Source organism: Pseudomonas sp. R4-84, assembly GCF_054130985.1.
Map to the genome: position 1 here is coordinate 881,065 of NZ_CP096390.1, position 22,418 is coordinate 903,482.

A 22,418-nucleotide genomic window follows, 5' to 3' on the forward strand; every position below is an offset into this window, starting at 1 on the left:
GCGAGCAGGCTCGCTCCCACGAAGGCAATGCAAAACCTGGGATCAGCCGCGATGACGCCCGCGGAAATAATTGATCAGGCCTTGGGTCGAGGCGTCTTCGGCCGCGCTTTCCTCGCTGCCCACCAGACGGTTGTAGACGCCTTTGCCCAGTTCCTTGCCCAATTCCACGCCCCACTGGTCGAAGGCGTTGATGCCCCAGACCACGCTTTGTACGAAGACCTTGTGTTCATACAGCGCGACCAGCGCACCGAGACGGCGCGGGCTGATGCGTTCCACCACCAGGGTGTTGCTCGGACGGTTGCCCGGGATCACCTTGTGGGCGGCCAGTTTCTGTACGTCTGCTTCGCTGACGCCTTTTTCACGTAGCTCGGCCTCGGCTTCGGCGCGGGTCTTGCCGAGCATCAGTGCCTGGCTCTGTGACAAGCAGTTGGCGTACAGCCACTGGTGATGGTCGGAAACCGGGTTGAAGCTGACGATCGGCACGATGAAGTCGGCCGGGATGAATTGGGTGCCCTGGTGCAGCAACTGATGGTAAGCGTGCTGGCCGTTGGCGCCGACGCCGCCCCAGATCACCGGGCCAGTGTCGGTGGACACCGGCGTGCCGTCCTGGCGGACGCTCTTGCCGTTGGACTCCATGTCCAGCTGTTGCAAATGCTTGGTGATGTTGCGCAGGTAGTGGTCGTACGGCAGGATCGCGTGGCTCTGCGCACCCCAGAAGTTGCCGTACCACACGCCCAGCAATGCCAACAGCACCGGCATGTTCTGTTCGAACGGCGCACTCTGGAAATGCTGGTCCATGGAATAGGCGCCGGACAGCAATTCCTTGAAGTTCGACATGCCGATGGCCAGGGCGATCGGCAGGCCGATGGCTGACCACAGCGAGTAACGCCCGCCGACCCAATCCCACATCGGAAAGATGTTTTCTTCGCGGATGCCGAAGGCCACGGCGGCGGCGTTGTTGCTCGACACCGCGATGAAGTGGCGATACAGCTCCGCTTCCGAACCGCCTTGGGCCAGGTACCAAGCACGTGCAGCTTGGGCGTTTTTCAGGGTTTCGAGGGTGTTGAAGGATTTCGACGAGACAATGAACAACGTGGTCTCGGCGCGCAGTTTCATCGTCAGCTCGTGGAACTCGCTGCCGTCGATGTTCGCTAGGTAATGGCAGCGAACGCCCTTATGCGTATAGGACAACAACGCTTCGGATACCAGCTGTGGGCCGAGGAAGGAGCCACCGATACCGATGTTCACCACGTCGGTGATCGGCTTCTCGGTGTAACCGCGCCACAGGCCGTCGTGAATGCGGCCCACCAGGTCGGTGATCTGGTTCAGCACTTTATGCACGTCTGGCATCACGTTGACGCCATTGACCAGCAACTTGTCGCCGACCGGGCGACGCAAGGCGGTGTGCAGGGCGGGGCGGTTTTCCGAGGCGTTGACGATCTCTCCTTCGAACAGCGCCTTGATCGCGCCCTGGAGGTCGACTTCGTCCGCCAGGCCCACCAGCAGGTCGCGGGTCTGGGCGTTGATCAGGTTCTTCGAATAGTCGAGAAACAGGCCGCAGCTCGACAGGGTGAATTGGTTGAAACGCTGCGGATCGGCATTGAACGCTTCGCGCATGCTGAAATCCTGCATGGCTTTGCGGTGGTCATTCAGCGCTTGCCAGGCGGGCAGAGCGGTCACGTCTTGAGGAGTTCGGTAATACGCCATCGCTGCGGGTTTCCTTTTTACTTGAACGACCTTTGTACACGAAAAATTCCGGCGCGGCTCGAAGCGGGCTTCCGGATAACTGCACCGACACGATCACCAGGCGCAGGGCGACTACAGTAAACCTCGCGTTGCGATCTGTCTTGACTTTGTCTGACAGTTTCCCGGTACTTTTTTATACAGCGGGGGATGGAAGGGGCCGACAGACGGAACGCGGAGGATCCTGATGAACCACTGTGGGAGCGAGCTCGCTCCCACACAAGTATGGTGATGCAGAGGGTTTCGGTCAGGCGACCTGAACCGGAATGGCGTTGCTGGTATGGCTCAGTTCGTTGCCCGGCGCCATGTAGAGCATGCGAGGCTTGAAATTGAGCAGCTCGGCTTCGCTGTAGTGGGCGTAGGCGCAGATGATGACGCGATCGCCCACCTTGGCCTTGTGCGCGGCGGCGCCGTTGACTGAAATCATCCGCGAGCCTTCTTCGCCACGAATCGCGTAGGTGGTGAAGCGCTCGCCGTTATCGACGTTGTAGATCTGGATCTGTTCGTATTCACGGATGCCCGACAGGTCCAGCCATTCACCGTCAATGGCGCAGGAGCCTTCGTAATCGAGCACGGCGTGAGTGACTTCGGCGCGGTGCAACTTGGCCTTGAGCATGATGGCGTGCATGGGTGTTTCCTCTGGTCGGGTCCAAACGGCGGGCAGTTTGCCCGAAGGCTTTGGGAGCGGCAATACGGCTGGAATTTGCAAATGCAGTCTGTTGAATACCACATCCCCCCGTGGGAGCGAGCCTGCTCGAGATAGCGGTGTGCCAGTCAAAGTCGATATCAACTGATCTACCGTTATCGCGAGCAGGCTCGCTCCCACATTCGGACTGAGGTGTTCAGGCGGGCGCGTCGAGATCCAGGTGCAGGTTGTCGATCAACCGTGTGGTGCCCAGGAAAGCAGCGGCCAGGATCACCAGGTCGCGGTCCTCGCTCACGGCCGGACGCAAGGTCTTGGCGTGACGGATTTCCAGGTAGTCGGGGCGCAGGCCCGCGGCTTCGAGTTGCTTGAGCTGCTCATCGATCAACGCCGGATAATCCCGTTGCCCCTGCTGGATAGCTTGAGCGATCTGGCTCAGGACGCGATAGACCACGGGCGCGACGGCGCGCTGCTCGGGGCTGAGGAAGCCGTTGCGCGACGACAGCGCCAGGCCGTCCTCGGCGCGGACGGTTGGCTCACCGATAATCTGGATCGGCATGTTCAGGTCATGGACCAATGCGCGGATCACCGCCAATTGCTGGAAATCTTTCTGGCCGAACACTGCCAGGTCCGGCTGGACCATATTGAACAGTTTGCTCACCACGGTCGCCACACCCTCGAAATGCCCCGGACGGCTGGCTCCGCACAATCCTTCGGACAACTGCGGGACGCTGACCCGGGTCTGCCCGGCCATGCCATCGGGATACATTTCCTCGACACCGGGTGCGAACAGCAGATGACAACCGGCCTGAAGCAGTTTTTCCTGGTCAGCGGCGAGGGTGCGGGGATATTTGTCCAGATCCTCGCCAGCGCCAAATTGCAGCGGGTTGACGAAAATACTTGCCACGACGAAATCGGCTCGTTGCGAGGCTTTGGTCACCAGGGCCATGTGGCCGCTGTGCAGGTTGCCCATAGTCGGCACGAAAGCGATGCGCTTGCCCTCGCCGCGGGCGCGGGCCACTGCGGCGCGGAGTTCGCGTACGGTCTTGACGGTGTTCATGCGGAGAATCCGTGCTCAGCGCCGGGAAAGGACGCAGCCTTCACTTCGGCAACATAGGCCTGCAGGGCTGCCTGGATAGAGGGTTGCCCAGCCATGAAGTTTTTCACGAATTTCGGCACGCGACCGGTGATCGACAGCCCGAGCATGTCGTGGAGCACCAGCACCTGGCCGTCGGTGGCGTTGCCGGCGCCGATGCCGATCACCGGGATGCTCACTGCCTGGGTGATTTCCTGGGCCAGTTCGCTGGGCACGCATTCGAGCAACAGCATGGCGGCCCCGGCCTGTTCCAGCGCGATTGCATCGGCACGCATCTGCCGCGCCTGGTTTTCACTGCGACCCTGGACCTTGTAACCCCCCAGGATATTCACCGCCTGGGGGGTGAGGCCCAGGTGTGCGCATACCGGGATACCACGCTCGGCCAGCAAGCGGATCGAATCGGCCAGCCACAACGCGCCTTCGATCTTGACCATGTGCGCGCCGGCCTGCATCAGCAGGGCGCTGTTGGTCATGGTTTGTTCGAGGGTGGCATAGGCCATGAAGGGCAGGTCGGCGAGGATCAGCGCATCGGTGTTACCGCGTTTGACGGCGGCCACATGGTAGGCCATGTCGGCGGTTGTCACCGGCAAGGTGCTGTCATGACCTTGCAGCACCATGCCGAGGGAGTCGCCCACCAGCAACACTTCAACTCCGGCCTCGTTGCAGGCATTGGCGAAGGTGGCGTCATAGCAGGTCAGCATGGTGATCTTCTCACCTTTCTGCTTGAGACCTTGCAGCGTGGTCAGGGTAATAGCTGGCATGAAAAAGTCCTCATTAGGCGCTCCAATACAGGCGCACCTTCTATGCGCGGTGCTTGTAAGGCCTGGATTGCACCCATTAGCGCCGCGTTGGCGGCGACGGGACGCCTATAGTCGTGAGGAGTACCGGGGAAGTCAATTGGATGTGTTACCGCCGGGTGTTACCGGGGTTACTGATGCGTTTCAGCGCAGGGGCGTGTTTCGAATCTGACTGCCGGGTCCCGGATCCTTGGGAGCGAGCTTGCTCGCGATAGCGCTGTGTCAGTTACAGGTGGGGCAACTGATCCACCGCCATCGCGAGCAAGCTCGCTCCCACAGGGGATGGTCTTCGTCAGATAAGAGGCAAGCGTTCCAGGCCGGCGAATGGGCACGCCGCAAGCAGGTCCTTGAGACGGCGTCCGTCAGCGAGGCGCAGGTCGGCGGGCGCCAGCTCTGCCAGGGGATAGAGCACGAAGGCCCGGGCCTGCATATGGTAATGAGGAACCTTGAGACGGGGTTCGTCGATCAGGCGATCGCCGAACAGCAGGATATCCAGGTCCAGCGTCCGCGGGCCCCAGCGCTCCAGGCGTTCACGCCCTTGATCGGTTTCGATGGCTTGCAGCGCATCGAGCAGATCCAGCGGTGCGAGGCTGCTCTCCAGCGCCGCCACGGCGTTGGTGTAGCGTGGCTGGCCAGGAAGCAGCGAGTCGCTTTGATAAAACGCCGAGACGCCTGCCAATCGTGTCTCGGGCAGTCGCGCCAGCGCTTCGACGGCGCTGCGCAGTTGTCCTGCGGGTTCGGCCAGGTTGCTGCCCATGCCGATGTAGATGCGTTCCATCGCTTACTCGCCCGAGGCGCTCGGTACACCCGCGCGCTTGCGCTTGGCACCGCTGCTGCGTCGGCGCTTGCGCGGGCCGCCGGTGCCGTCGTCCTTGCCGCTGAGGTCACGGATCATGTCGCGGCGTTCGCTGTCGTTGGCGTCCTGGTAATCGGTCCACCATTCGCCCAGGCCGTCGGTCTGCTCGCCCGCGCTTTCGCGCAGTAGCAGGAAGTCGTAGCCGGCGCGGAAACGCGGGTTGTCCAGCAGCAGGTCGGCACGTTTGCCGCTGCGGCGGGGGAGGCGTTCCTGCATGTCCCAGATTTCGCGAATCGGCATCGTGAAACGTTTTGGAATGGCGATGCGCTGGCACTGTTCGGCGATCAGCTCGTGGGCGGCTTCCTGCATCGCCGGGATCGGCGGCATGCCGCGCTCTTGCAAGCGCAAGACGCGGGCGGGGAGGGCCGGCCAGAGCAAAGCGGCGAACAGGAACGCCGGAGTTACCGGTTTGTTCTGCTTGATGCGCAGGTCGGTGTTGATCAGCGCTTCGCTGATCAGTGTGTGGGTGTAGGTCGGGTTGTATTCCAGCGCCTCGGCACTGGCTGGGAACAGCGGGTCGAACAATTGCAGGTCGACGAGCATCTCGAAGGTGTCTGCGGCGTTGCCTGAAAGGAACAGCTTGAGCACTTCTTCGAACAGGCGAGCCGAAGGAATTTCCCTGAGCATGGGGGCCAGGTCGCGGATAGGCGCGGCGCTGTGTTTCTCGATACCGAAATCCAGTTTGGCGGCGAAACGCACGGCCCGCAGCATTCGCACCGGGTCTTCCTGGTACCGCTGCTTGGGATCGCCGATCAGGCGGATGAGCCGATTGCGGATGTCGTGTACGCCGTTGGCGTAATCGAGGATGCGTTCGCTGACCGGATCGTAATACAAGGCGTTGATGGTGAAGTCGCGGCGTTGCGCGTCTTCTTCCAGCGTGCCGTAGACGTTGTCGCGCAGGATGCGTCCGCTTTCGTTGCGAGAAGACTGGTTGCTGTCTTCGTCTTCGTCATTCTGCGGATGGTTGGCGCGAAAAGTCGCCACTTCAATGATTTCGCGGCCAAAGTGGATATGCACCAGCTTGAAGCGACGCCCGATGATCCGTGCGTTACGGAACTCAGCCCGTATCTGCTCTGGCGTGGCGCTGGTGGCGACGTCGAAATCCTTGGGGGTGATGTTCAACAGCATGTCACGCACGCACCCGCCGACCAGGTAGGCCTGGTAGCCGGCGTTCTGCAGGCGTTCGACGATGTTCACCGCGTAACGGCTGAATTGGGCCTTTTGCAACGAATGCTGGCCGCTATTGAGCACTTCAGGCGTGCTGCGTATGTGTTGCGTACGACGCAAGGGAGAACGGAATGACTGGAACAGCTTCTTCAGCATGGGATGCACTGTTTGAAGGAATATTCGGCCAAAAACCAAGAATGACCGCATGATGGGCGGGGATTCTAGCATTTAGTCGAGGGATGGTGTAGGACGCAGGCGTTTTGTGTTGCAAGCGTTGAGCGACAGGCTTGTAGGATGCGGGAAGGCTGAACGACAGAAACCACAAGGGGAGCCGAAGCTCCCCCAGAATTAGTTGCGTGCTCTTTTTTTATTATTGATTTCGGGCTTCTTGTTTTTGTTGAGCGCCCATATCACGAGGTCTTCCCTTCGTGACCCTCCCAATCGGGAGCCAAGAGCAAACGGATTGCTTTGGTCGCTGTGTTGCAGTGATCAATCGATCCAACCAGTTCAGGCACCTGTCTTGAGACAGTTTTTATTGTTCTCGGCCTGGTTGTGGGGCAAGCCCCAAATACAACGCCTCTCCAAAAGAATCAGTTAGCTGCGCCTCTCGCCGTCTTGTTTTTATTGTGCGTGAGTCGATTCGTCTTATTTTTATTGTCTTGTGCATTGCTTGTTGTTGTTCTTGTACCAAAGCTATAGCAGGGTGCGTGCCAACTTTTGCAAGGCCCAGGAAAGACGGGGGTTCTATGCTTATTCCGGTTTGCTCGGGGCAAAAAAAAGCCGGGATTTCGTTACCGTAAACCCCGGCTTTTGTTACGTGAAAAAGCTGAGGTAACAGTTTTTTCACATCCAGCGATGTTACCTGGGCACCTCAGCTTTCGCTGGTGGCCCCGGTCTTGCGCCGTGGAATACCCAGGCGCTGCCGGCGTTCCCACAGGCATTTGCGGCTCACGCCCAGCTTGCGTGCCAGCTCCGTCTCGGTCATGTGGTCCTGGTGCTCGAGGACGAAGTGCTGGAAGTAGTCTTCCAGCGACAGGTCCTCGGTGGGCTCGTGGCTGGTGTTGTTCGCGCCGTTTTGCTGCGGTGCGAGCCCGATGAACTCCTCATCGTCCAGGTCGCCCACCTCGATATCGATGCCCAGCAGGTCGGCGGAAATTTCCGGGCTCTCGCACAGGATCACCGCGCGCTCCACGGCATTCTCCAGTTCGCGTACGTTACCCGGCCAGGCGTAGTGACGAATGGCCTGCTCGGCGTCCGGGGCAAACTTGAGGTCGGTGCGGTTGACACGCGCACTCTGGCGGGCCAGGAAGGCATTGGCGATTTCATTGACGTCCGCGCCACGCTCGCGCAGCGGCGGCAGCTTGAGCGCGATCACGTGCAGGCGGTAATACAAGTCCTCACGGAACTGGCCGATCTTCGCCAGGCTCTTGAGGTCCCGGTGGGTCGCCGCGATGAGGCGCACATCGACTTTCTGCGATTGCACGGAGCCCACCCGGCGGATCTCGCCTTCCTGAAGCACGCGCAGCAACCGCGCCTGGGCTTCCAGAGGAAGTTCGCCAATTTCATCGAGAAATAACGTGCCGCCGTCCGCTGCTTCAACAAGACCGGCGCGCCCGGCGCTGGCGCCCGTGAATGCGCCTTTTTCGTGGCCGAACAATTCGGACTCGATCAGGCTTTCCGGGATGGCTGCGCAGTTCACCGAGATCATCGGGGCCTTCGCCCGGCGGGACAGGTTGTGCAGCGCCCTGGCCACCAGTTCCTTGCCGGTGCCGGACTCGCCCTGGATCAGCACATTGGAGTCGGTCGGCGCCACTTTACGGATCTTGCCGTAGAGGTCCTGCATCGGAGGGCAAGAGCCGATGATGCCGATTTCGCCGTTGCTGTTGCTTGCGCCCACCTTACCGGACGCCGCGGCCTTACCGTTCGTCGCTTCCGCTGGATGGCTGCTCGCCGTCTGTCGATCACGCAGGATCCGGGCCACGGCCTGGAGCATCTCGTCGTGGTCGAATGGCTTGGCGATGTAGTCGACCGCGCCCATTTTCATGGAATCGACCGCCGAGCGCAGGCTGGCGTAGCTGGTCATGATCAGTACGGGCGTGCCCTGGCCGAGCTTGATCAGCTCGGTGCCGGGTGCGCCGGGCAGGCGCAGGTCGCTGACGATCAGGTCAAAGGTTGGAATACTGAAGCGTTCTTGTGCTTCCTGCACGGAACCGGCTTCGCTGACCTGGTACTGGTTGCGTTCCAGCAGGCGGCGCAAGGCGGAGCGGATGATTGTTTCGTCTTCGACGATCAAAATGTGCGGCATTGATTCGATTCTCTCGACGGTCTCAGTTCACAGCGGACGTCGCTTCGACATGACGCGGCAAGGTCACCCGAATACGGGTGCCGCGTTGGCCTTGAACATCGGCCGGGCTGTCGATGGTGATTTGTCCATAATGCTCTTCAACGATGGAATAGACCAGTGCGAGGCCCAGACCGGTGCCTTCGCCAGGATCCTTGGTGGTGAAGAAGGGTTCGAACAATCGGTCCATGATGTTCTGTGGAATACCGCTGCCTTCGTCTTCGACGATCAGGTCGACGGTATGTTCGAAAGCTTCGCTCTTGACCCGTACCGCGCTGCCGGCCGGCGAGGCGTCGCGCGCGTTGGAGAGCAGATTGATCAGCACCTGGGCGAGCCGTTGGGGGTCGCCGTCGACCCAGTGTTCGGGGTCGCACAGGTTGAAGAACTGGACTTCGAAGTTGCGCCGGTTGAGCGCCAGCAGGCCGATGGCGTCCTGGGCCACTTCGGCCAGGCACACCGGCTCGTCGTTGTGCTGATGACCGCCGGCGTGGGCGAAACTCATCAACGACTGGACGATGCGCGATACGCGCTTGGTCTGTTCGAGAATCTGGCCGCTGATTTCCGTCAGCTCGCCATCGTCCTCGCGCTCTTCGCGCAGGTTCTGCGCCAGGCAGGCGATGCCGGTGATCGGATTGCCGATTTCATGGGCCACCCCGGCGGCCAAGCGACCGATGCTTGCCAGGCGCTCGGAGTGGACCAGCTTGTCTTCGAGCATCTGCGTGTCGGTCAGGTCTTCCACCAGCAGCACCAGGCCGCTGTTGCCCGGCGCCAAAGGCTCGTCGATCGCTGCCTTGTGCAGGTTCAGCCAGCGGGTCTGTCCGTCCAGGGCCAGGTGTTGTTTGTGCAGATGCTCGTCCGGCAGGTCGATGAAGCCTTGCAGCAAGCCTTTCCACGGCTCGCCCAACGTGCTCAGGCGTGAACCGACCACCCGCTGCGCGGCAATCCCGGTCAGTTCTTCCATGGCCTTGTTCCACATGAGGATCTCCTGGTCCTTGGCCAGGGAGCACACGCCCATCGGCAGTTCCTGCAGGGTCTGGCGATGGTAACGGCGCAAGGCATCCAGCTCGGCGGCCAGGCCGGTGAGGCGCGAGTGGTAATCCTCCAGGCGGCTCTCGATGAAGTGGATGTCTTCGGTGACATAGTTCTCGCCGCCGGCCTTGTAGGGCAGGAACGTTTCGACCATGTCCTGGGCCACGCTGGGGCCCATCAGGCCGGACAGGTTGGCTTCGATCCGATCCCGCAACCGACGCAAGGCGTATGGACGGCGTTCGTCGAATGGCAGGTAAAGGTCGCGCAGGGCCTGTTCGACTTCCTTTTGCGCGGCCTTGGCGCCAAGAGGCTTGGCCAGTTGAGTGGCAAATTCCTGGGGCGAGGCAGCGTGCAGTTCACGGCGCTGCGGCCGGCGCACGTTATCCACAGCGCAGGCTTCGGCGGCACTGGCTTCTTCGCTGCTGGCATTGGTGAACAGCGAGATCAGGGTAAACATCAGCACGTTTGCCGCCAGCGAGGCGATGGCTGCCATGTGCCAGCTGGTGTCGTCGAGCACGTAGATCATGTTCAACAGCGGAATATAGAAACCCTGCAGGTTGCCCAGCAGCGGCAGCAGCATGGCGACCAGCCAGACCACGATCCCCGCCAGCAGGCCGGCGATAAAGCCGCGGCGGTTGGCGGTCGGCCAATACAACACTGACAGGACGCCGGGCAGGAATTGCAGGGTCGCAACGAACGCGACGATGCCCAGGTTGGCCAGGTCCTGTCCGTCGCCCAGCATCAGATAGAAACCGTAGCCGGCCATGATGATCGCGACGATCAATGCGCGACGGGTCCATTTCAGCCAACGATAGATGTTTCCCTCGGCTGGAGGCTGGTAGAGCGGCAGTACCAAGTGGTTGAGAGCCATGCCCGACAGTGCCAGGGTGGTCACGATGATCAGGCCACTGGCCGCTGACAGGCCGCCGACATACGCCAGCAGCGCCAAGGCTTCGTTGTTGGCGGCGATGCCGATGCCGAGGGTGAAATATTCCGGGTTGGTGCTGGCGCCCAGTTTCAAGCCGGCCCACAGGATCAGCGGCACGGCCAGGCTCATCAACAGCAGGAACAGCGGCAAGCCCCAGCTCGCGCTGACCAGCGAGCGCGGGTTGAGGTTCTCGGTGAAGGTCATGTGGTACATGTGCGGCATGACGATCGCCGAGGCGAAGAACACCAGCAGCAGCGTGCGCCACGGGCCTTCCTGGAGCGGCGTATGCAGCGCGGCGAGGGCGGTCTGGTTCTGCAACAGCCAGATCTCGAGCTGCTGCGGGCCATCGAATACGCCATACAAGGCATAGAGGCCGACGCCGCCGATGGCGACCAGCTTGATCACCGATTCGAAGGCGATCGCGAACACCAGGCCTTCATGTTTTTCCCGCGTGGCGATGTGCCGCGAGCCAAAGAAAATCGTGAACAGGATAATCAGGACGCAGAAGCTCAGCGCCACCCGGTGCTGCACCGGTTCGTGGGTCAGAATGCTGATGGAGTCGGCGACCGCCTGCATTTGAAGCGCCAGCAATGGCAGCACGCCGACCAGCATGAAGATGGTGGTCAGCGCACCGGCCCAGGTGCTGCGGAATCGAAAGGCGAACAGGTCGGCCAACGAAGACAATTGATAGGTGCGGGTGATTTTCAGGATCGGATAGAGCAGCACCGGCGCCAGCAGAAAGGCGCCGGACACCCCGAGGTAACTGGACAGGAAGCCATAGCCGTATTGGTACGCAAGGCCGACCGTGCCATAAAACGCCCACGCACTGGCGTAGACGCCCAACGAGAGGGTGTAGGTCAGCGGGTGGCGAATGATTGCCCGGGGGATCATGCCTCGTTCACTGATCCAAGCCACGCCGAACAGCACCGCCAGATAGGCGGCGCTGATCAGGATCATCTGGGTCAGGCTAAAGCTCATCGGCATCTTTTTGGCTCTGCAGGATGAAGGTCACGACGATCAGGATCAGCCAGAGCAGATAGGGCCGATACCAGGCACCCGTGGCATCGATCCACCAATCCATGATGGCTGGGGAGAACAGGTAAATCCCCACTACCAGGAGCAGGACCAAGCGATAGATGTACATCCCGGCCTCTCTTTTTTATGCACGTGCCCGAAAACGTGCGGCGATGGTAACGGATAGGCGGCAGGCTGCAAGGGCCGTCACTGTATTTGCGCTTCGGGCAGGGACAGTGTGCGTGGGATCTTTCCCACATCCCAGTGGCGAATGCCCCAGGCCAGCAACTCCCGTGGGCTGGCATCGACCAACTCCGATGCCGGTTGCTGGCCCAGTGCGCGCAGCGCTCTCAACAGCAGAGGCGTTGCCTGATCGGCCGTCAAGGGTGGTGAACGATAGGATTTGCCGAGTTTGTGCCCGTCCGGCTGGGTAATCAGTGGCACGTGCAGATAGCGCGGTTGTGGCAACCCAAGCAGTTCTTGCAGGTATAGCTGGCGCGGCGTGGAATCCAGCAGGTCGGCGCCTCGGACTATATCGGTGACACCCTGCCAGGCGTCGTCCAGGACCACTGCCAATTGGTAGGCATACAGCCCGTCGCGGCGACGAATCACAAAGTCGCCGGCCTCGCGGCGCAGGTGCTGGCGGAATTCGCCTTGGACCCGATCGACGAAATGGTATTCAAGTTCGGGGACGCGCAGGCGGATGGCGGCGTCTTCGGTGTTGTGACCTGCGTTGCGGCACAGTCCCGGATAAATGCCCTGATAGGGTTCCAGTTGCTTGCGCGAACAGGTGCAGGCGTAGGCGAGGCCTTGATTGAACAAGCGATCGATGACCTGCTGGTAGGCGGCGTGGCGGTCGCTCTGGCGCACCATTTCACCATCCCATTCGAACCCGTAGCTTTCCAGCGCCTTGAGAATTGCCGCCTGCGCGCCGGGCTCTTCCCGGGGCGGGTCGAGGTCTTCCATGCGCAACAACCAGCGTCCGCCCACGGCCCGGGCGTCGAGGTACGACGCCAGGGCGGCGACCAGCGAGCCGAAATGCAAGTGGCCGCTGGGGGTGGGGGCGAAGCGTCCGGTGTAGTCAGTCATAGAGCGAATTTTACGGGGTCCGGGCGAAAGGAGTGCAAATCTTGATGACGGAGCATGATTCCCTGTAGGAGCGAGCCTGCTCGCGAAAGCGGTGTGGCTGTCACATCAATGTTGGCTGGACGAACGCATTCGCGAGCAGGCTCGCTCCCACAAGAACTGAGGGCATGGGAGCCTCGCAAACAAAAAACGGAGCGTATGAACGCTCCGTTTCGATGACAGCCCCGGCGATTACTTGCCGACCTGTTTTTCCTTGATTTCCGCGAGGGTCTTGCAGTCGACGCACATGTCGGCGGTCGGACGTGCCTCCAGTCGCTTGACGCCTATTTCGACGCCGCAGGACTCGCACCAGCCGTATTCTTCGTCTTCGATCAGTTGCAGCGTCTTGTCGATTTTCTTGATCAGCTTGCGTTCACGGTCGCGAGCGCGCAGTTCAAGGCTGAATTCTTCTTCCTGGCTGGCACGGTCGGCCGGGTCGGGGAAGTTCGCAGCGTCGTCCTTCATATGGTCAACCGTGCGGTCGACTTCCTGCATCAAGTCCTGTTTCCACTTGTTCAGGATCTTGGTGAAGTGCGCGCGCATGGGGGCGCCCATGTACTCTTCGCCCTCTTTCGCGACATACGGCTCAAACCCGCTGAGCGACTGATTTTGATTCTGCTTTGCTTGGGTGGGCATGAATGGACCGCCTCTACTCTTGTAATCCACTACGCAGGATTGCTCCATCACCGACACCTGCCGGCCCTGCGGCTGCAAGCGGGCGAACTTACCAGATCAAATCAGCCTGCGCTACTCCCGGTTGTCGAGCCTGGCGCGGCTGGGGCCCGTAAAACATGATCGGGTCCGGTTCGGTGGTGTTGCAAACCTGCTCAATGCTTGATTTTAGTCAAGTCTGGGTTTAACGCTGGAGTCATTTCCAGCTAGCGCTAGGACCGTTTTAGATTTGCGCTCGTTCCCGCACCCGTTCCCGAGTTGGGTAGAATCGGTTCTTTTTTCGTGAAGGACGGCCCAATGGCCCAGCCCTACAGCGCACGCAGCCGTGCCATCGAACCATTCCATGTCATGGCGCTGCTGGCGCGCGCCAACGAACTGCAGGCCGCCGGGAACGATGTCATTCACCTGGAAATCGGCGAGCCGGACTTCACCACCGCCGAGCCGATCATCCAGGCCGGCCAGGCTGCCCTGGCCGCCGGCAAGACCCGCTACACCGCGGCCCGGGGCATTCCCGAGCTGCGCGAAGCCATCGCCGGTTTCTACGCGCAGCGCTACGGCGTGGAGATCGATCCCCGGCGCGTCCTGGTTACTCCGGGTGGCTCCGGCGCGTTGTTGCTGGCCAGTGCTCTGCTGGTGGACCCTGGTAAACATTGGCTATTGGCCGACCCAGGCTATCCCTGCAACCGTCATTTCCTGCGGCTGATCGAAGGCGCGGCACAATTGGTGCCCGTGGGGCCGGACGTGCGTTATCAGTTGACGCCGGACCTGGTGGATCGCCATTGGGACCAGGACAGCGTCGGTGCCCTGGTGGCTTCCCCGGCCAACCCGACCGGGACGATTCTCAGCCGGGATGAATTGGCGGGATTGTCCAAGGCGATCAAGGCCCACAACGGGCACCTGGTCGTCGACGAGATCTATCACGGCCTGACCTACGGCACCGACGCCGCCAGCGTGCTGGAGGTCGATGACGATGCGTTCGTCCTTAATAGCTTTTCCAAATATTTCGGCATGACCGGCTGGCGGCTGGGCTGGCTGGTGGCGCCTTCAGCGGCCGTCGCTGAGTTGGAAAAGCTCGCGCAAAACCTCTACATCAGTGCGCCAAGCATGGCCCAGTACGCGGCCTTGGCCTGTTTCGAGCCGGTGACCATTGCGATTTTCGAACAACGGCGCGCCGAGTTCGCGCTGCGTCGTGACTTTCTCCTGCCAGCGTTGCGTGAGCTGGGGTTCGGCATCGCAGTGGAGCCCCAAGGGGCGTTCTACCTTTATGCCGATATCAGCGCTTTCGGCGCAGATGCCTTCGCGTTCTGCCAGCACTTCCTGGAAACCGAACACGTGGCGTTCACGCCGGGGCTCGATTTCGGTCGTCATCAGGCCGGTCATCACGTGCGTTTCGCCTACACCCAAAGCCTGCCGCGGCTGCAAGAAGCGGTGGAGCGAATTGAACGCGGACTGCGGAGCTGGCAAGGCTGATGCTCTTTTCCCCTGCCTTGGAAGAAGGACGGTTGATTCGACGTTACAAACGTTTTCTCGCCGATATCGAGACCGTTCATGGCGAACTGTTGACAATTCATTGTCCCAACACCGGCTCGATGCTCAATTGCATGGCCGAGGGCGCGCGCGTCTGGTTCAGTCGCTCCAACGACCCCAAACGCAAGTTGCCGGGCACTTGGGAAATAGGCGAAACCCCTCAGGGGCGCTTGGCCTGTATCAACACCGCGCGGGCCAATGGGTTGATCGAGGAAGCGCTGCGCGCCGGTGTCATCAGTGAGCTGAACGGGTTCATAGGGCTCAAGCGGGAAGTGGCCTATGGCGTCGAGAACAGCCGCATCGATTTTCGGCTCGACTACGCGGATCGCAGCTCGGCCTGGGTCGAGGTGAAAAGCGTCACGCTGGGTTTCGACGGGACGAATGTCGCGGCGTTTCCCGATGCGGTAACCCTGCGTGGCGCCAAGCATCTGCGAGAGCTGGCTTGCCTGGCGCGGGAGGGCGTGCGCGCGGTGCAGTTGTATTGCGTGAACCTGAGCGGGATCGATGCGGTGCGGCCGGCGCACGAAATCGACCCGGTGTACGCCGCGGCGTTGCACGAGGCCGTGGCCGCCGGGGTGGAAGTGTTGGCATATGGCGCCACGCTGACGCCGGAGCAGATGTGGGTCGATCGTCCGCTGCCGGTGTTGCTTGAGCCACTACAGCTCGACCCAAATGCCTTGATCGTCCTCCCGGCTATCTAGCGCCGCGAGGAACTGTCCGGCGCAAGGGCCGGCGACGCACTCACCGCTTTCGATCAGGAACAGCGCGCCGTGGGTCGCGCACTGGATGAGGCTGGCGCTGGTATCGAGAAACTGGTCGGGTTGCCATTCCAGCGGCACGCCGCGGTGCGGGCAGCGGTTGAGATAGACATACGCCTGGCCTGCGCGCCGCACGGCCAGGACCTTGCGCCCATTCATGTCGAAACCGCGACTGCTGCTTTCAGGCAGCTCGGCGGTGCTACAAAGAAATTTCATGTGAGTCTCTAGGTGTCATAAGGACGGGCTCGTTGAAGGCTATGTTGTCGAGTGCCATGCTTGACGGTCAAATGAAAACAATTATCAAATGGCGCCTCCTTCGCAGGTGGTGTCGAGGATACTTGTCCAAGCCCGACCCTGTGGAAAACTTCTTCGAGGAAGCTGCCCGATGCGCCTGAATGTCCGCGTTGCTGCGCTCTGTATCGTCTTGCTGGCCTGCCAGGGAGCGTTGGCGGCCGATCTTGCGCAGCGCTGGGTAAGCGCCGGCGGCGCCTTGTCCGAGTGGGTCGGCGCGCTGGGTGGTGAATCGAAACTGGTGGGCGTGGACACGACCAGCCAGCATCCCGAATCGCTGCGAGCGTTGCCCAGTATCGGTTATCAGCGGCAGCTATCGGCGGAGGGCGTGCTGAGCTTGCGTCCGCAAATCCTGGTGGGTACCGAAGAAATGGGGCCGCCTCCGGTTTTGGCGCAGATTCGCAACGCCGGGGTGCAGGTCGAACTGTTCTCTGCGGCGCCAAGCCTGGCGGCGCTCCAGGACAATCTGCGTCACCTGGGTCAGTTGTTGGGAGCCGAGTCCAGGGCTAGAGAATTGTTCGAGGATTATCAACAGAGTCTTTCCCGACATAGCGTTAGGGTGGATGAAGCCCGGCTCAAGCAAAAGGCGCCTGGTGTATTGCTGTTGGTGGGCAGCGCCGGCGGCAAGCCGCTGGTCGCGGGCAAGGACACCGCCGCTGATTGGCTACTGCAACAGGCCGGCGGCCACAACCTGGCGACCCACAGCGGTTACAAACCGTTCTCCGTTGAAACCCTGGCCAGCCTGAACCCTGAAGTGCTGGTCTTCGCCGATCGTGCCTTGCGCGGTGAAGAGGCGCGCGCGGCGTTGTTCAAGGAAAATCCGATCCTGTCCTCGACGCGCGCCGCCAGAGACGGGCGCGTCATGGAGCTGGACCCAACGTTGCTGGTGGGCGGACTAAGCCCACGTTTGCCGCAAAGCCTGGTGAAGCTGACCAATGCGTTCTATCCGGCCCAGGTGCCATGACGGCGCTGGTCAAGCCGCGCACGTTGTTTATTGGGCTGGGCCTGCTGTGTCTGCTGGCGACCTGGCTGTCCCTGGCGTTGGGGCCGGTGAGCTTGCCCTTATTCGATACCTTGCGGGCCGCCCTGCGCCTGTTGGGTCTGCCGGTGGCCGCCGACGGCCTGGAGCAGGCGGAGCTGATCCTTGGCCAGATTCGTCTGCCGCGCACGTTGCTGGGACTGATGGTGGGGGGAGTGTTGGCGCTGTCTGGCGTGGCGATGCAAGGATTGTTTCGTAACCCGCTGGCCGACCCGGGGTTGGTGGGCGTGTCCAGTGGCGCGGCGTTGGGTGCCGCGTTTGCCATCGTCGCCGGCTCGGCGCTGGGCGGGGTGCCCGAAGCGTTGGGACCCTACGTGTTGTCGTTGTGTGCGTTTCTCGGCGGGCTTGGAGTCACGGCGCTGGTCTATCGCCTCGGCCGGCGCAACGGCCAGACGCATGTCGCCACCATGCTCTTGGCTGGCATTGCCTTGACCGCGCTCTCCGGTTCCGCGGTCGGCTTGTTCACTTACCTGGCGGACGATGCGACCTTGCGCACCCTGACGTTCTGGAACCTGGGGAGCCTAAACGGTGCCAGCTACGGGCGGTTGTGGCCGTTGTTGCTGGTCAGCGTCGGCGTCGCGATCTGGCTGCCGCGTCGCGCCCGGGCGCTTAACGCCTTGCTGCTCGGCGAATCGGAAGCCGCCCATCTGGGCATCGACGTCGAACGGCTCAAGCGAGAGTTGGTGTTCTGCACCGCCTTGGGCGTCGGGGCTGCCGTCGCGGCGGCGGGCATGATCGGCTTTGTCGGGCTGGTGGTGCCGCACCTGGTACGGTTGATGGCGGGGCCGGACCACCGCGTCCTGTTGCCGGCATCGGTGCTGGCGGGGGCGAGCCTGTTGCTGCTCGCCGATTTGGTCGCGCGTCTGGCGCTGGCCCCGGCTGAGCTGCCGATCGGCATCGTCACGGCCTTCATCGGCGCGCCGTTTTTCCTTTATCTTTTGTTGCGGGGGCGCGCCTGATGTTGCGAGCGCAGAACCTGTACATTCGCCGGGGCCACAAAACCGTATTGGCGGATATTGATCTGCAGCTCACTCCGGGCGAAGTGCTGGGTGTGCTGGGTCCCAATGGGGCGGGCAAAAGTACGCTGCTCGCCGGTTTGTGTGGAGAAATGCGTCCGGCACAGGGAGAGGTCTGGCTCGATGATCGGCCACTGGCCCAGTGGGAAGGCAGCGAGCGCGCCCGTCGCCTGGCGGTATTGCCGCAGACCTCGACCCTGGATTTCGCATTCCGTGTTGAAGAAGTCGTCGGCCTCGGGCGGCTGCCCCACCAGAGCGGCCGGATACGTGACGGGCAAATTGTCGAATTGGCGCTGCGGGCTGCGGACGCCGCACATTTGCAAGGTCGCAATTACCTGAGCTTGTCCGGCGGTGAGCGACAGCGGGTCCATCTGGCCCGGGTACTGGCGCAATTGTGGCCGGGCGAGGCGGGACAGATCCTGCTGCTGGACGAACCCACTTCCATGCTCGATCCGCTGCATCAGCACACCATTCTGCAAGCGGTGCGTGAATTTTCCGGTCGTGGCGCGGCGGTGCTGGTGATCCTGCATGACCTGAACCTGGCGGCGCGTTACTGTGATCGCCTGTTGCTGCTGGCGTCCGGCAGGTCGGTGGCCCTGGATTCGCCCCAGCAAGTGCTGCGCCCGGAGCCCCTCAAGGCGGTGTTTGGCCTGGACGTGCTGGTGCAGTCCCATCCGGAGCGCGGCCATCCGTTGATCATTGCCCGCTGAGTCTGGCTGGAGAATACCGATATGCGCTTGATCCTGATGCTGGCATTGGCTGTGTTGACGGCCTGTCAAAGTGTCGAGCCCCCTCCGCTTGGTGGACGGATTCGTGATTTGCACACCGGCCAATCGATCACGGCCCAGGCATTGGTCAAGCGTTTGGCGGGTGCCCAGCGAGTCGTGGTTGGAGAGCAACATGACAATCGCGATCACCATGAATTGCAGCGTTGGCTGCTCCAGGCCTTGGCCGAGCGACGGGCCCAAGGCAGCCTGTTACTGGAGATGTTGACGCCCCAGCAACAACCACGGGTCGACGCGGTTCGCCAGTTGTCTGCCTTGCCAAGGGATCTGCCCGGCGCGTTGGACTGGTCGCCAGGTTGGGACTGGAGCCTCTACGGGCCCATGGTCGAGTTCGCCCTGATGCAATCCTATCCCGTGCTGGCGGCCAATCTGGACAGCGCGCAGATCCAACGGATTTATCGTCAAGCGCCTGTGATGCAGGGAGTTCTTTCCAATTCGGATGCTGTGAAGGGCGTGCTGCTGGAGCAGATCCGTGAGTCCCACTGCGGACTCCTGCCAGAGTCGCAAATGCCCGCGATGCTGGCTGTGCAGCAGCAGCGTGACCGGCGCATGGCCGAACGATTGCTTGAGGCTCCCGCGCCGGCGTTGTTGTTCGCAGGCGCCTGGCATGGCCGCAAGGACGTTGGCGTGCCGCTGCATGCGCTGGATCTGGGGGCCCACGATGGGCCGTCGGTGCTGATGTTGGCTGAAGAGGGCAGCAATGTGACACCGGCCATGGCGGATTACGTGTGGTACACCCCGGCAATGCCGCCGCAGGATTACTGCGCGCAAATGCGTTCAGGCGACGCGAAGTGATTCTCCAGGCAAAAAAAGACCCGGCAAAAGCCGGGTCAAATAACCGTGATTAGCCTGATGAGGAGATATCTGAGAGTCCGAACCAAGGGCTTTTCAAATATCGACCAGTCTCGCGACCGGATGTGGTAATCATAGCGATTCTCATTACCAAGTCAAACATTCTTTCCCGATTGCCCGAAGTTTCTTGGCGTGAGCGGGTCGGACGCGAGAAAAAATGGTTTCAGGCTTTGTGCCGCGCCGAAATGGCATCCAACTGTTTGTTGAGGGCTTCCTTGCGTTCCGGGGGGATATCGTTCCAATGCATGTCCATCAGCGCGCCTTCGATGGCATACAGCAGCACTTTGGAAGCGCGAAACCCGCGAGTGCGTACGGCGCGATAGGCGTCTACCGCGCCGAGCCGGCGCAGATCCGAGGCGCTGTGGATGCCCACGGCGTGCAGCCACTGGGCTGATGTCTTGCCCAGATTCTTCAGGTGTTGCAGTTCATCATTCATCGAGCCTCCTTGCGACGGCCGACTGGTGCAGTGGGCAAGCTTTTCAGGAGTGTAGCGTTCAGCAGGAAAAGCGTGATTCTTTGATCGGAATCGACGCAAAAGCTTCTAATGCATTACGCACGATGGTTGAGGAAACAAGGAAATGCGCATCGTCCAGCGCAGGCAGGGGCGCTGGAGAGTGATGGTGCCGCAACCACGGGTGCCGTCGTTTCAGCGGGTGCGATAGCGCAGGCGAGTGCCGAAATTCATCGACATCAGGATCTCGTCGGCAGATAGCTCGGGTGGAAAGTAGGTGCCGGAGATCTGCGCATGAGCCAGGCTCGCGCCTTCCAGTGACGACTTGCGAAAATCGATGCCGCGCAAATCGGTGGAACGGAAGTAGGCATCCGTGAAATCCACGTCGTCGGCGTTCAGTTCCCGCAGGTCGAGGCCACGAAAATCGCCGCCGCGCATGTCGATAGGACCTTGAGGTCGTTCGGCGTTAAACCCGGCGACGTCATCTTTGCGCAACAAGGCATAAAGCGGGGTATCGAGAAGCTTTGGGTGGCTCATGGCATATCACCTGATGGTTTTATGGCGCCAGTATAGTGCCACTATTTGGCGGCCGTGAAGCCGGGCGTCGCTTCACGGCCGAAATAGTTTCTACAGGCCCGGCAAGCGTTGGCGGATCTGCGCCACCACGACATCCAGCGTGCCGCTTTCGTTGGTTTGAACCCGTTTGCTGCAAAGGATTTCTGCCGGCGTCAGTGCTTCCCGGCTCGCCTGCTGGGCGGCGATGACGGTCAGGTTGGCATCGGAAGGATCCTTCTGGTCGGCTTGGCGCTGGGCGAGCCGGCTCTCGATCACTGCTTGCGGCGCCTCGCAATCCAGAATCAGGAACGGCGCGCCCGTGCCTTCGGCAACCTTGGCCGCGGCGTCGCGCTGGTCATGCTTGAGGTAGGTGGCATCGATCACCACGGGGAACCCGGCGTGGAGGATCGCATCGGCGACCTCATGCAGCCGGGCGTACGTGGCGCTGCTGGCATCGCTGCTATAGATGCCGGCCTGTGGATCGTTCGGCACTTGCTGTTCACCGAACAGGCGCTTGCGTTCCACGTCCGAGCGCAGGCGAATCGCGCCAAGCGCTTCCACCAGGCGCATCGCTACGTGGCTTTTGCCAACGGCGGACACGCCGTGGGTGATGGCCAGGAAGCGCGAAGGAATCGTGCTGTAGCTTTCCGCCAGGTTGGCGTAGTTGCGGTATTGACGCAGGGTCGTGGCGCGCTGCACCGGATCGGCTTCGGCGGGCATGCTGAACAGCGCGACCTTGGCGCGGACCAGGGCACGATAGGCCTTGTAGAAGTTCAGCAATTCCAGGCCATCGTAATCGCCGGTCAGCTCCAGGTATTGGCTGACGAAGCGTCGCGCCAGGGACTTGAGGCCGCGGTCTTCAAGGTCCATCGCCAAGAACCCGGTGTCGGCGTAGACATCGGTGAAACGGAATGGCTCGTTGAATTCGATGCAGTCGAAGATCACCACTTTGCCGTCGATCACCGTGGCGTTGCCCAGATGGATGTCGCCGTGGCATTCGCGAATGAAACCGTCGGCCTTGCGTTGGGTAAACAACGGCTTGAGCCGCTCGAAGCTGGTTTCCGCCCAGGCCTGGAGAGCCTCGAGTTGCAGCAGGTCAGCCTTGTCGTTGAGGAATGGACGGATCTGTTCGAAATTCTGCCGCACCGGCGCCATGACGCTGTCTGGTGTGCCCGCCGCATTGTCGGCAGGCACTTTTGGCGTGGTGAGGTGGAACTGGGCGATCTGCGCGGCCATTTCATCGATGTGCGCGGTGGTCAGTTCGCCATTGGCCTGCAGCGTGCTGAGCAGTTCACTCTGGGGGAACTGGCGCATTTTCAAGGCGTATTCGATAGCCGGGCCGTCCCCGCCCAGTTGTGGCGCTTGGGCACTGCCAGTGATCGGCAAGACTTCCAGGTAAAGGTCCTGGGTCAGGCGTTGGTTCAGGCGCAGTTCTTCGCCGCAGAAATGCTTGCGTGCGTCGAGGCTGGTGAAGTCGAGGAAGCCGAAATTGACCGGTTTCTTGAATTTGTAAGCGTAGGGGCCGGTGAGCAACACCCAGGAGATGTGGGTTTCGATGACCTGGAACCCTTCGATGGGATGCGGGTAGAGGGCTGGGTTTTGCAGGGCAGCGATCAGTGATTGGCTCACGGGCGATCCTTCAGAGACTGGAAAATTCAAGGCGGTCATTATGGCCGCAAGCGGCGCTAACGCAAACCTTGGCGGACTCATGTTGAACCTCGACAAAGTGCGTA

Annotated in this window: 21 protein-coding genes; 6 read left to right on the forward strand and 15 right to left on the reverse strand. The window is 61.5% G+C overall.

Translation table 11 applies throughout. The features are described 5' to 3' along the window. Window positions 1-42: 42 nt before the first annotated feature. The 11 genes from pgi to dksA all read right to left on the reverse strand — a co-directional run bounded on the left by pgi (window position 43) and on the right by dksA (window position 13,375). Complete coding sequence (pgi, locus tag M1D68_RS04095) at window positions 43-1,707, reverse strand: glucose-6-phosphate isomerase (RefSeq protein WP_457969367.1); 1,665 nt, start codon at window positions 1,705-1,707, stop codon at window positions 43-45. Window positions 1,708-1,990: 283 nt separating this feature from the next. Continuing rightward, window positions 1,991-2,371: an aspartate 1-decarboxylase gene (panD, locus tag M1D68_RS04100; RefSeq protein WP_003228271.1), complete on the reverse strand. Its 381-nt coding sequence runs from the start codon at window positions 2,369-2,371 to the stop codon at window positions 1,991-1,993. A 214-nt stretch (window positions 2,372-2,585) separates the two neighbouring features. After that, entirely contained in the window at window positions 2,586-3,446 is an 861-nt protein-coding gene (gene panC, locus M1D68_RS04105; protein ID WP_434562266.1) for a pantoate--beta-alanine ligase, read from the reverse strand. Then, window positions 3,443-4,243: a 3-methyl-2-oxobutanoate hydroxymethyltransferase gene (panB, locus tag M1D68_RS04110; protein ID WP_420767610.1), complete on the reverse strand. Its 801-nt coding sequence runs from the start codon at window positions 4,241-4,243 to the stop codon at window positions 3,443-3,445. The genes panC and panB overlap by 4 nt, the downstream gene beginning before the upstream one ends. Window positions 4,244-4,571: 328 nt before the next feature. Then, window positions 4,572-5,057, reverse strand: a complete 486-nt coding sequence (folK, locus tag M1D68_RS04115) for a 2-amino-4-hydroxy-6-hydroxymethyldihydropteridine diphosphokinase (RefSeq protein ID WP_434675390.1) — start codon at window positions 5,055-5,057, stop codon at window positions 4,572-4,574. Between the two features lie 3 nt (window positions 5,058-5,060). After that, entirely contained in the window at window positions 5,061-6,458 is a 1,398-nt protein-coding gene (locus tag M1D68_RS04120; RefSeq protein WP_457969370.1) for a polynucleotide adenylyltransferase PcnB, read from the reverse strand. Window positions 6,459-7,173: 715 nt separating this feature from the next. Then, window positions 7,174-8,607 (reverse strand): sigma-54-dependent transcriptional regulator, encoded by a 1,434-nt coding sequence (locus M1D68_RS04125; RefSeq protein ID WP_457969371.1) that lies wholly within the window; start codon window positions 8,605-8,607, stop codon window positions 7,174-7,176. Window positions 8,608-8,629: 22 nt separating this feature from the next. After that, window positions 8,630-11,584 (reverse strand): sensor histidine kinase, encoded by a 2,955-nt coding sequence (locus M1D68_RS04130; RefSeq protein WP_457969372.1) that lies wholly within the window; start codon window positions 11,582-11,584, stop codon window positions 8,630-8,632. Beyond that, entirely contained in the window at window positions 11,568-11,744 is a 177-nt protein-coding gene (locus tag M1D68_RS04135) for a hypothetical protein (protein ID WP_003176118.1), read from the reverse strand. The genes M1D68_RS04130 and M1D68_RS04135 overlap by 17 nt, the downstream gene beginning before the upstream one ends. Before the next feature lie 77 nt (window positions 11,745-11,821). Beyond that, on the reverse strand, window positions 11,822-12,703 hold the full coding sequence (gluQRS, locus tag M1D68_RS04140) for a tRNA glutamyl-Q(34) synthetase GluQRS (protein ID WP_457969380.1): 882 nt from the start codon (window positions 12,701-12,703) through the stop codon (window positions 11,822-11,824). A gap of 228 nt (window positions 12,704-12,931) precedes the next feature. Beyond that, window positions 12,932-13,375, reverse strand: a complete 444-nt coding sequence (gene dksA / locus M1D68_RS04145) for an RNA polymerase-binding protein DksA (protein WP_420767603.1) — start codon at window positions 13,373-13,375, stop codon at window positions 12,932-12,934. A gap of 333 nt (window positions 13,376-13,708) precedes the next feature. On the opposite strand from dksA, the gene M1D68_RS04150 reads away from it, so the two are divergent. Continuing rightward, the gene (locus M1D68_RS04150; RefSeq protein ID WP_457969382.1) at window positions 13,709-14,881 is read left to right on the forward strand and encodes a pyridoxal phosphate-dependent aminotransferase; all 1,173 of its coding nucleotides are present in this window, start codon (window positions 13,709-13,711) and stop codon (window positions 14,879-14,881) included. Next, window positions 14,881-15,639, forward strand: a complete 759-nt coding sequence (sfsA, locus tag M1D68_RS04155) for a DNA/RNA nuclease SfsA (protein WP_445571309.1) — start codon at window positions 14,881-14,883, stop codon at window positions 15,637-15,639. The genes M1D68_RS04150 and sfsA overlap by 1 nt, the downstream gene beginning before the upstream one ends. On the opposite strand, the gene M1D68_RS04160 is transcribed toward sfsA, so the two are convergent. Beyond that, window positions 15,595-15,912 carry a Rieske (2Fe-2S) protein gene (locus M1D68_RS04160; RefSeq protein ID WP_457969383.1) on the reverse strand — a complete coding sequence of 106 codons (318 nt, stop codon included), beginning with the start codon at window positions 15,910-15,912 and terminating at the stop codon, window positions 15,595-15,597. The genes sfsA and M1D68_RS04160 overlap by 45 nt on opposite strands. A 169-nt stretch (window positions 15,913-16,081) precedes the next feature. Here M1D68_RS04160 and M1D68_RS04165 point away from each other — a divergent pair, with 169 nt between their 5' ends. The 4 genes from M1D68_RS04165 to M1D68_RS04180 are packed head-to-tail and all read left to right on the forward strand — an operon-like array spanning window position 16,082 to window position 19,622. Then, entirely contained in the window at window positions 16,082-16,951 is an 870-nt protein-coding gene (locus tag M1D68_RS04165) for a heme/hemin ABC transporter substrate-binding protein (protein ID WP_420767599.1), read from the forward strand. Between the two features lie 50 nt (window positions 16,952-17,001). Beyond that, window positions 17,002-17,985 (forward strand): FecCD family ABC transporter permease, encoded by a 984-nt coding sequence (locus M1D68_RS04170; RefSeq protein WP_420767662.1) that lies wholly within the window; start codon window positions 17,002-17,004, stop codon window positions 17,983-17,985. Continuing rightward, window positions 17,985-18,752, forward strand: coding sequence for a heme ABC transporter ATP-binding protein (locus M1D68_RS04175; RefSeq protein WP_434701211.1), 768 nt, complete (start codon window positions 17,985-17,987; stop codon window positions 18,750-18,752). Before M1D68_RS04170 ends, M1D68_RS04175 begins: the two co-directional genes overlap by 1 nt. 21 nt (window positions 18,753-18,773) lie before the next feature. Further along, window positions 18,774-19,622 (forward strand): ChaN family lipoprotein, encoded by an 849-nt coding sequence (locus M1D68_RS04180; protein WP_457969386.1) that lies wholly within the window; start codon window positions 18,774-18,776, stop codon window positions 19,620-19,622. Between the two features lie 220 nt (window positions 19,623-19,842). On the opposite strand, the gene M1D68_RS04185 is transcribed toward M1D68_RS04180, so the two are convergent. From M1D68_RS04185 to M1D68_RS04195, 3 genes are all read right to left on the reverse strand, one after another. Next, window positions 19,843-20,115, reverse strand: coding sequence for a TfoX/Sxy family protein (locus M1D68_RS04185; protein WP_420767596.1), 273 nt, complete (start codon window positions 20,113-20,115; stop codon window positions 19,843-19,845). A 210-nt stretch (window positions 20,116-20,325) separates the two neighbouring features. After that, entirely contained in the window at window positions 20,326-20,667 is a 342-nt protein-coding gene (locus M1D68_RS04190; protein ID WP_420767595.1) for a pentapeptide repeat-containing protein, read from the reverse strand. A 90-nt stretch (window positions 20,668-20,757) separates the two neighbouring features. Continuing rightward, window positions 20,758-22,314 (reverse strand): bifunctional aminoglycoside phosphotransferase/ATP-binding protein, encoded by a 1,557-nt coding sequence (locus tag M1D68_RS04195; RefSeq protein WP_457969388.1) that lies wholly within the window; start codon window positions 22,312-22,314, stop codon window positions 20,758-20,760. Between the last annotated feature and the right edge of the window lie 104 nt (window positions 22,315-22,418).

Coding starts and splice junctions, on each gene's coding strand:
- pgi (WP_457969367.1), bottom strand. CDS start 1,707: ATGGCGTATTACCGAACTCCTCAAGACGTGACCGCTCTGCCCGCCTGG.
- panD (WP_003228271.1), bottom strand. CDS start 2,371: ATGCACGCCATCATGCTCAAGGCCAAGTTGCACCGCGCCGAAGTCACT.
- panC (WP_434562266.1), bottom strand. CDS start 3,446: ATGAACACCGTCAAGACCGTACGCGAACTCCGCGCCGCAGTGGCCCGC.
- panB (WP_420767610.1), bottom strand. CDS start 4,243: ATGCCAGCTATTACCCTGACCACGCTGCAAGGTCTCAAGCAGAAAGGT.
- folK (WP_434675390.1), bottom strand. CDS start 5,057: ATGGAACGCATCTACATCGGCATGGGCAGCAACCTGGCCGAACCCGCA.
- M1D68_RS04120 (WP_457969370.1), bottom strand. CDS start 6,458: ATGCTGAAGAAGCTGTTCCAGTCATTCCGTTCTCCCTTGCGTCGTACG.
- M1D68_RS04125 (WP_457969371.1), bottom strand. CDS start 8,607: ATGCCGCACATTTTGATCGTCGAAGACGAAACAATCATCCGCTCCGCC.
- M1D68_RS04130 (WP_457969372.1), bottom strand. CDS start 11,584: ATGCCGATGAGCTTTAGCCTGACCCAGATGATCCTGATCAGCGCCGCC.
- M1D68_RS04135 (WP_003176118.1), bottom strand. CDS start 11,744: ATGTACATCTATCGCTTGGTCCTGCTCCTGGTAGTGGGGATTTACCTG.
- gluQRS (WP_457969380.1), bottom strand. CDS start 12,703: ATGACTGACTACACCGGACGCTTCGCCCCCACCCCCAGCGGCCACTTG.
- dksA (WP_420767603.1), bottom strand. CDS start 13,375: ATGCCCACCCAAGCAAAGCAGAATCAAAATCAGTCGCTCAGCGGGTTT.
- M1D68_RS04150 (WP_457969382.1), top strand. CDS start 13,709: ATGGCCCAGCCCTACAGCGCACGCAGCCGTGCCATCGAACCATTCCAT.
- sfsA (WP_445571309.1), top strand. CDS start 14,881: ATGCTCTTTTCCCCTGCCTTGGAAGAAGGACGGTTGATTCGACGTTAC.
- M1D68_RS04160 (WP_457969383.1), bottom strand. CDS start 15,912: ATGAAATTTCTTTGTAGCACCGCCGAGCTGCCTGAAAGCAGCAGTCGC.
- M1D68_RS04165 (WP_420767599.1), top strand. CDS start 16,082: ATGCGCCTGAATGTCCGCGTTGCTGCGCTCTGTATCGTCTTGCTGGCC.
- M1D68_RS04175 (WP_434701211.1), top strand. CDS start 17,985: ATGTTGCGAGCGCAGAACCTGTACATTCGCCGGGGCCACAAAACCGTA.
- M1D68_RS04180 (WP_457969386.1), top strand. CDS start 18,774: ATGCGCTTGATCCTGATGCTGGCATTGGCTGTGTTGACGGCCTGTCAA.
- M1D68_RS04185 (WP_420767596.1), bottom strand. CDS start 20,115: ATGAATGATGAACTGCAACACCTGAAGAATCTGGGCAAGACATCAGCC.
- M1D68_RS04190 (WP_420767595.1), bottom strand. CDS start 20,667: ATGAGCCACCCAAAGCTTCTCGATACCCCGCTTTATGCCTTGTTGCGC.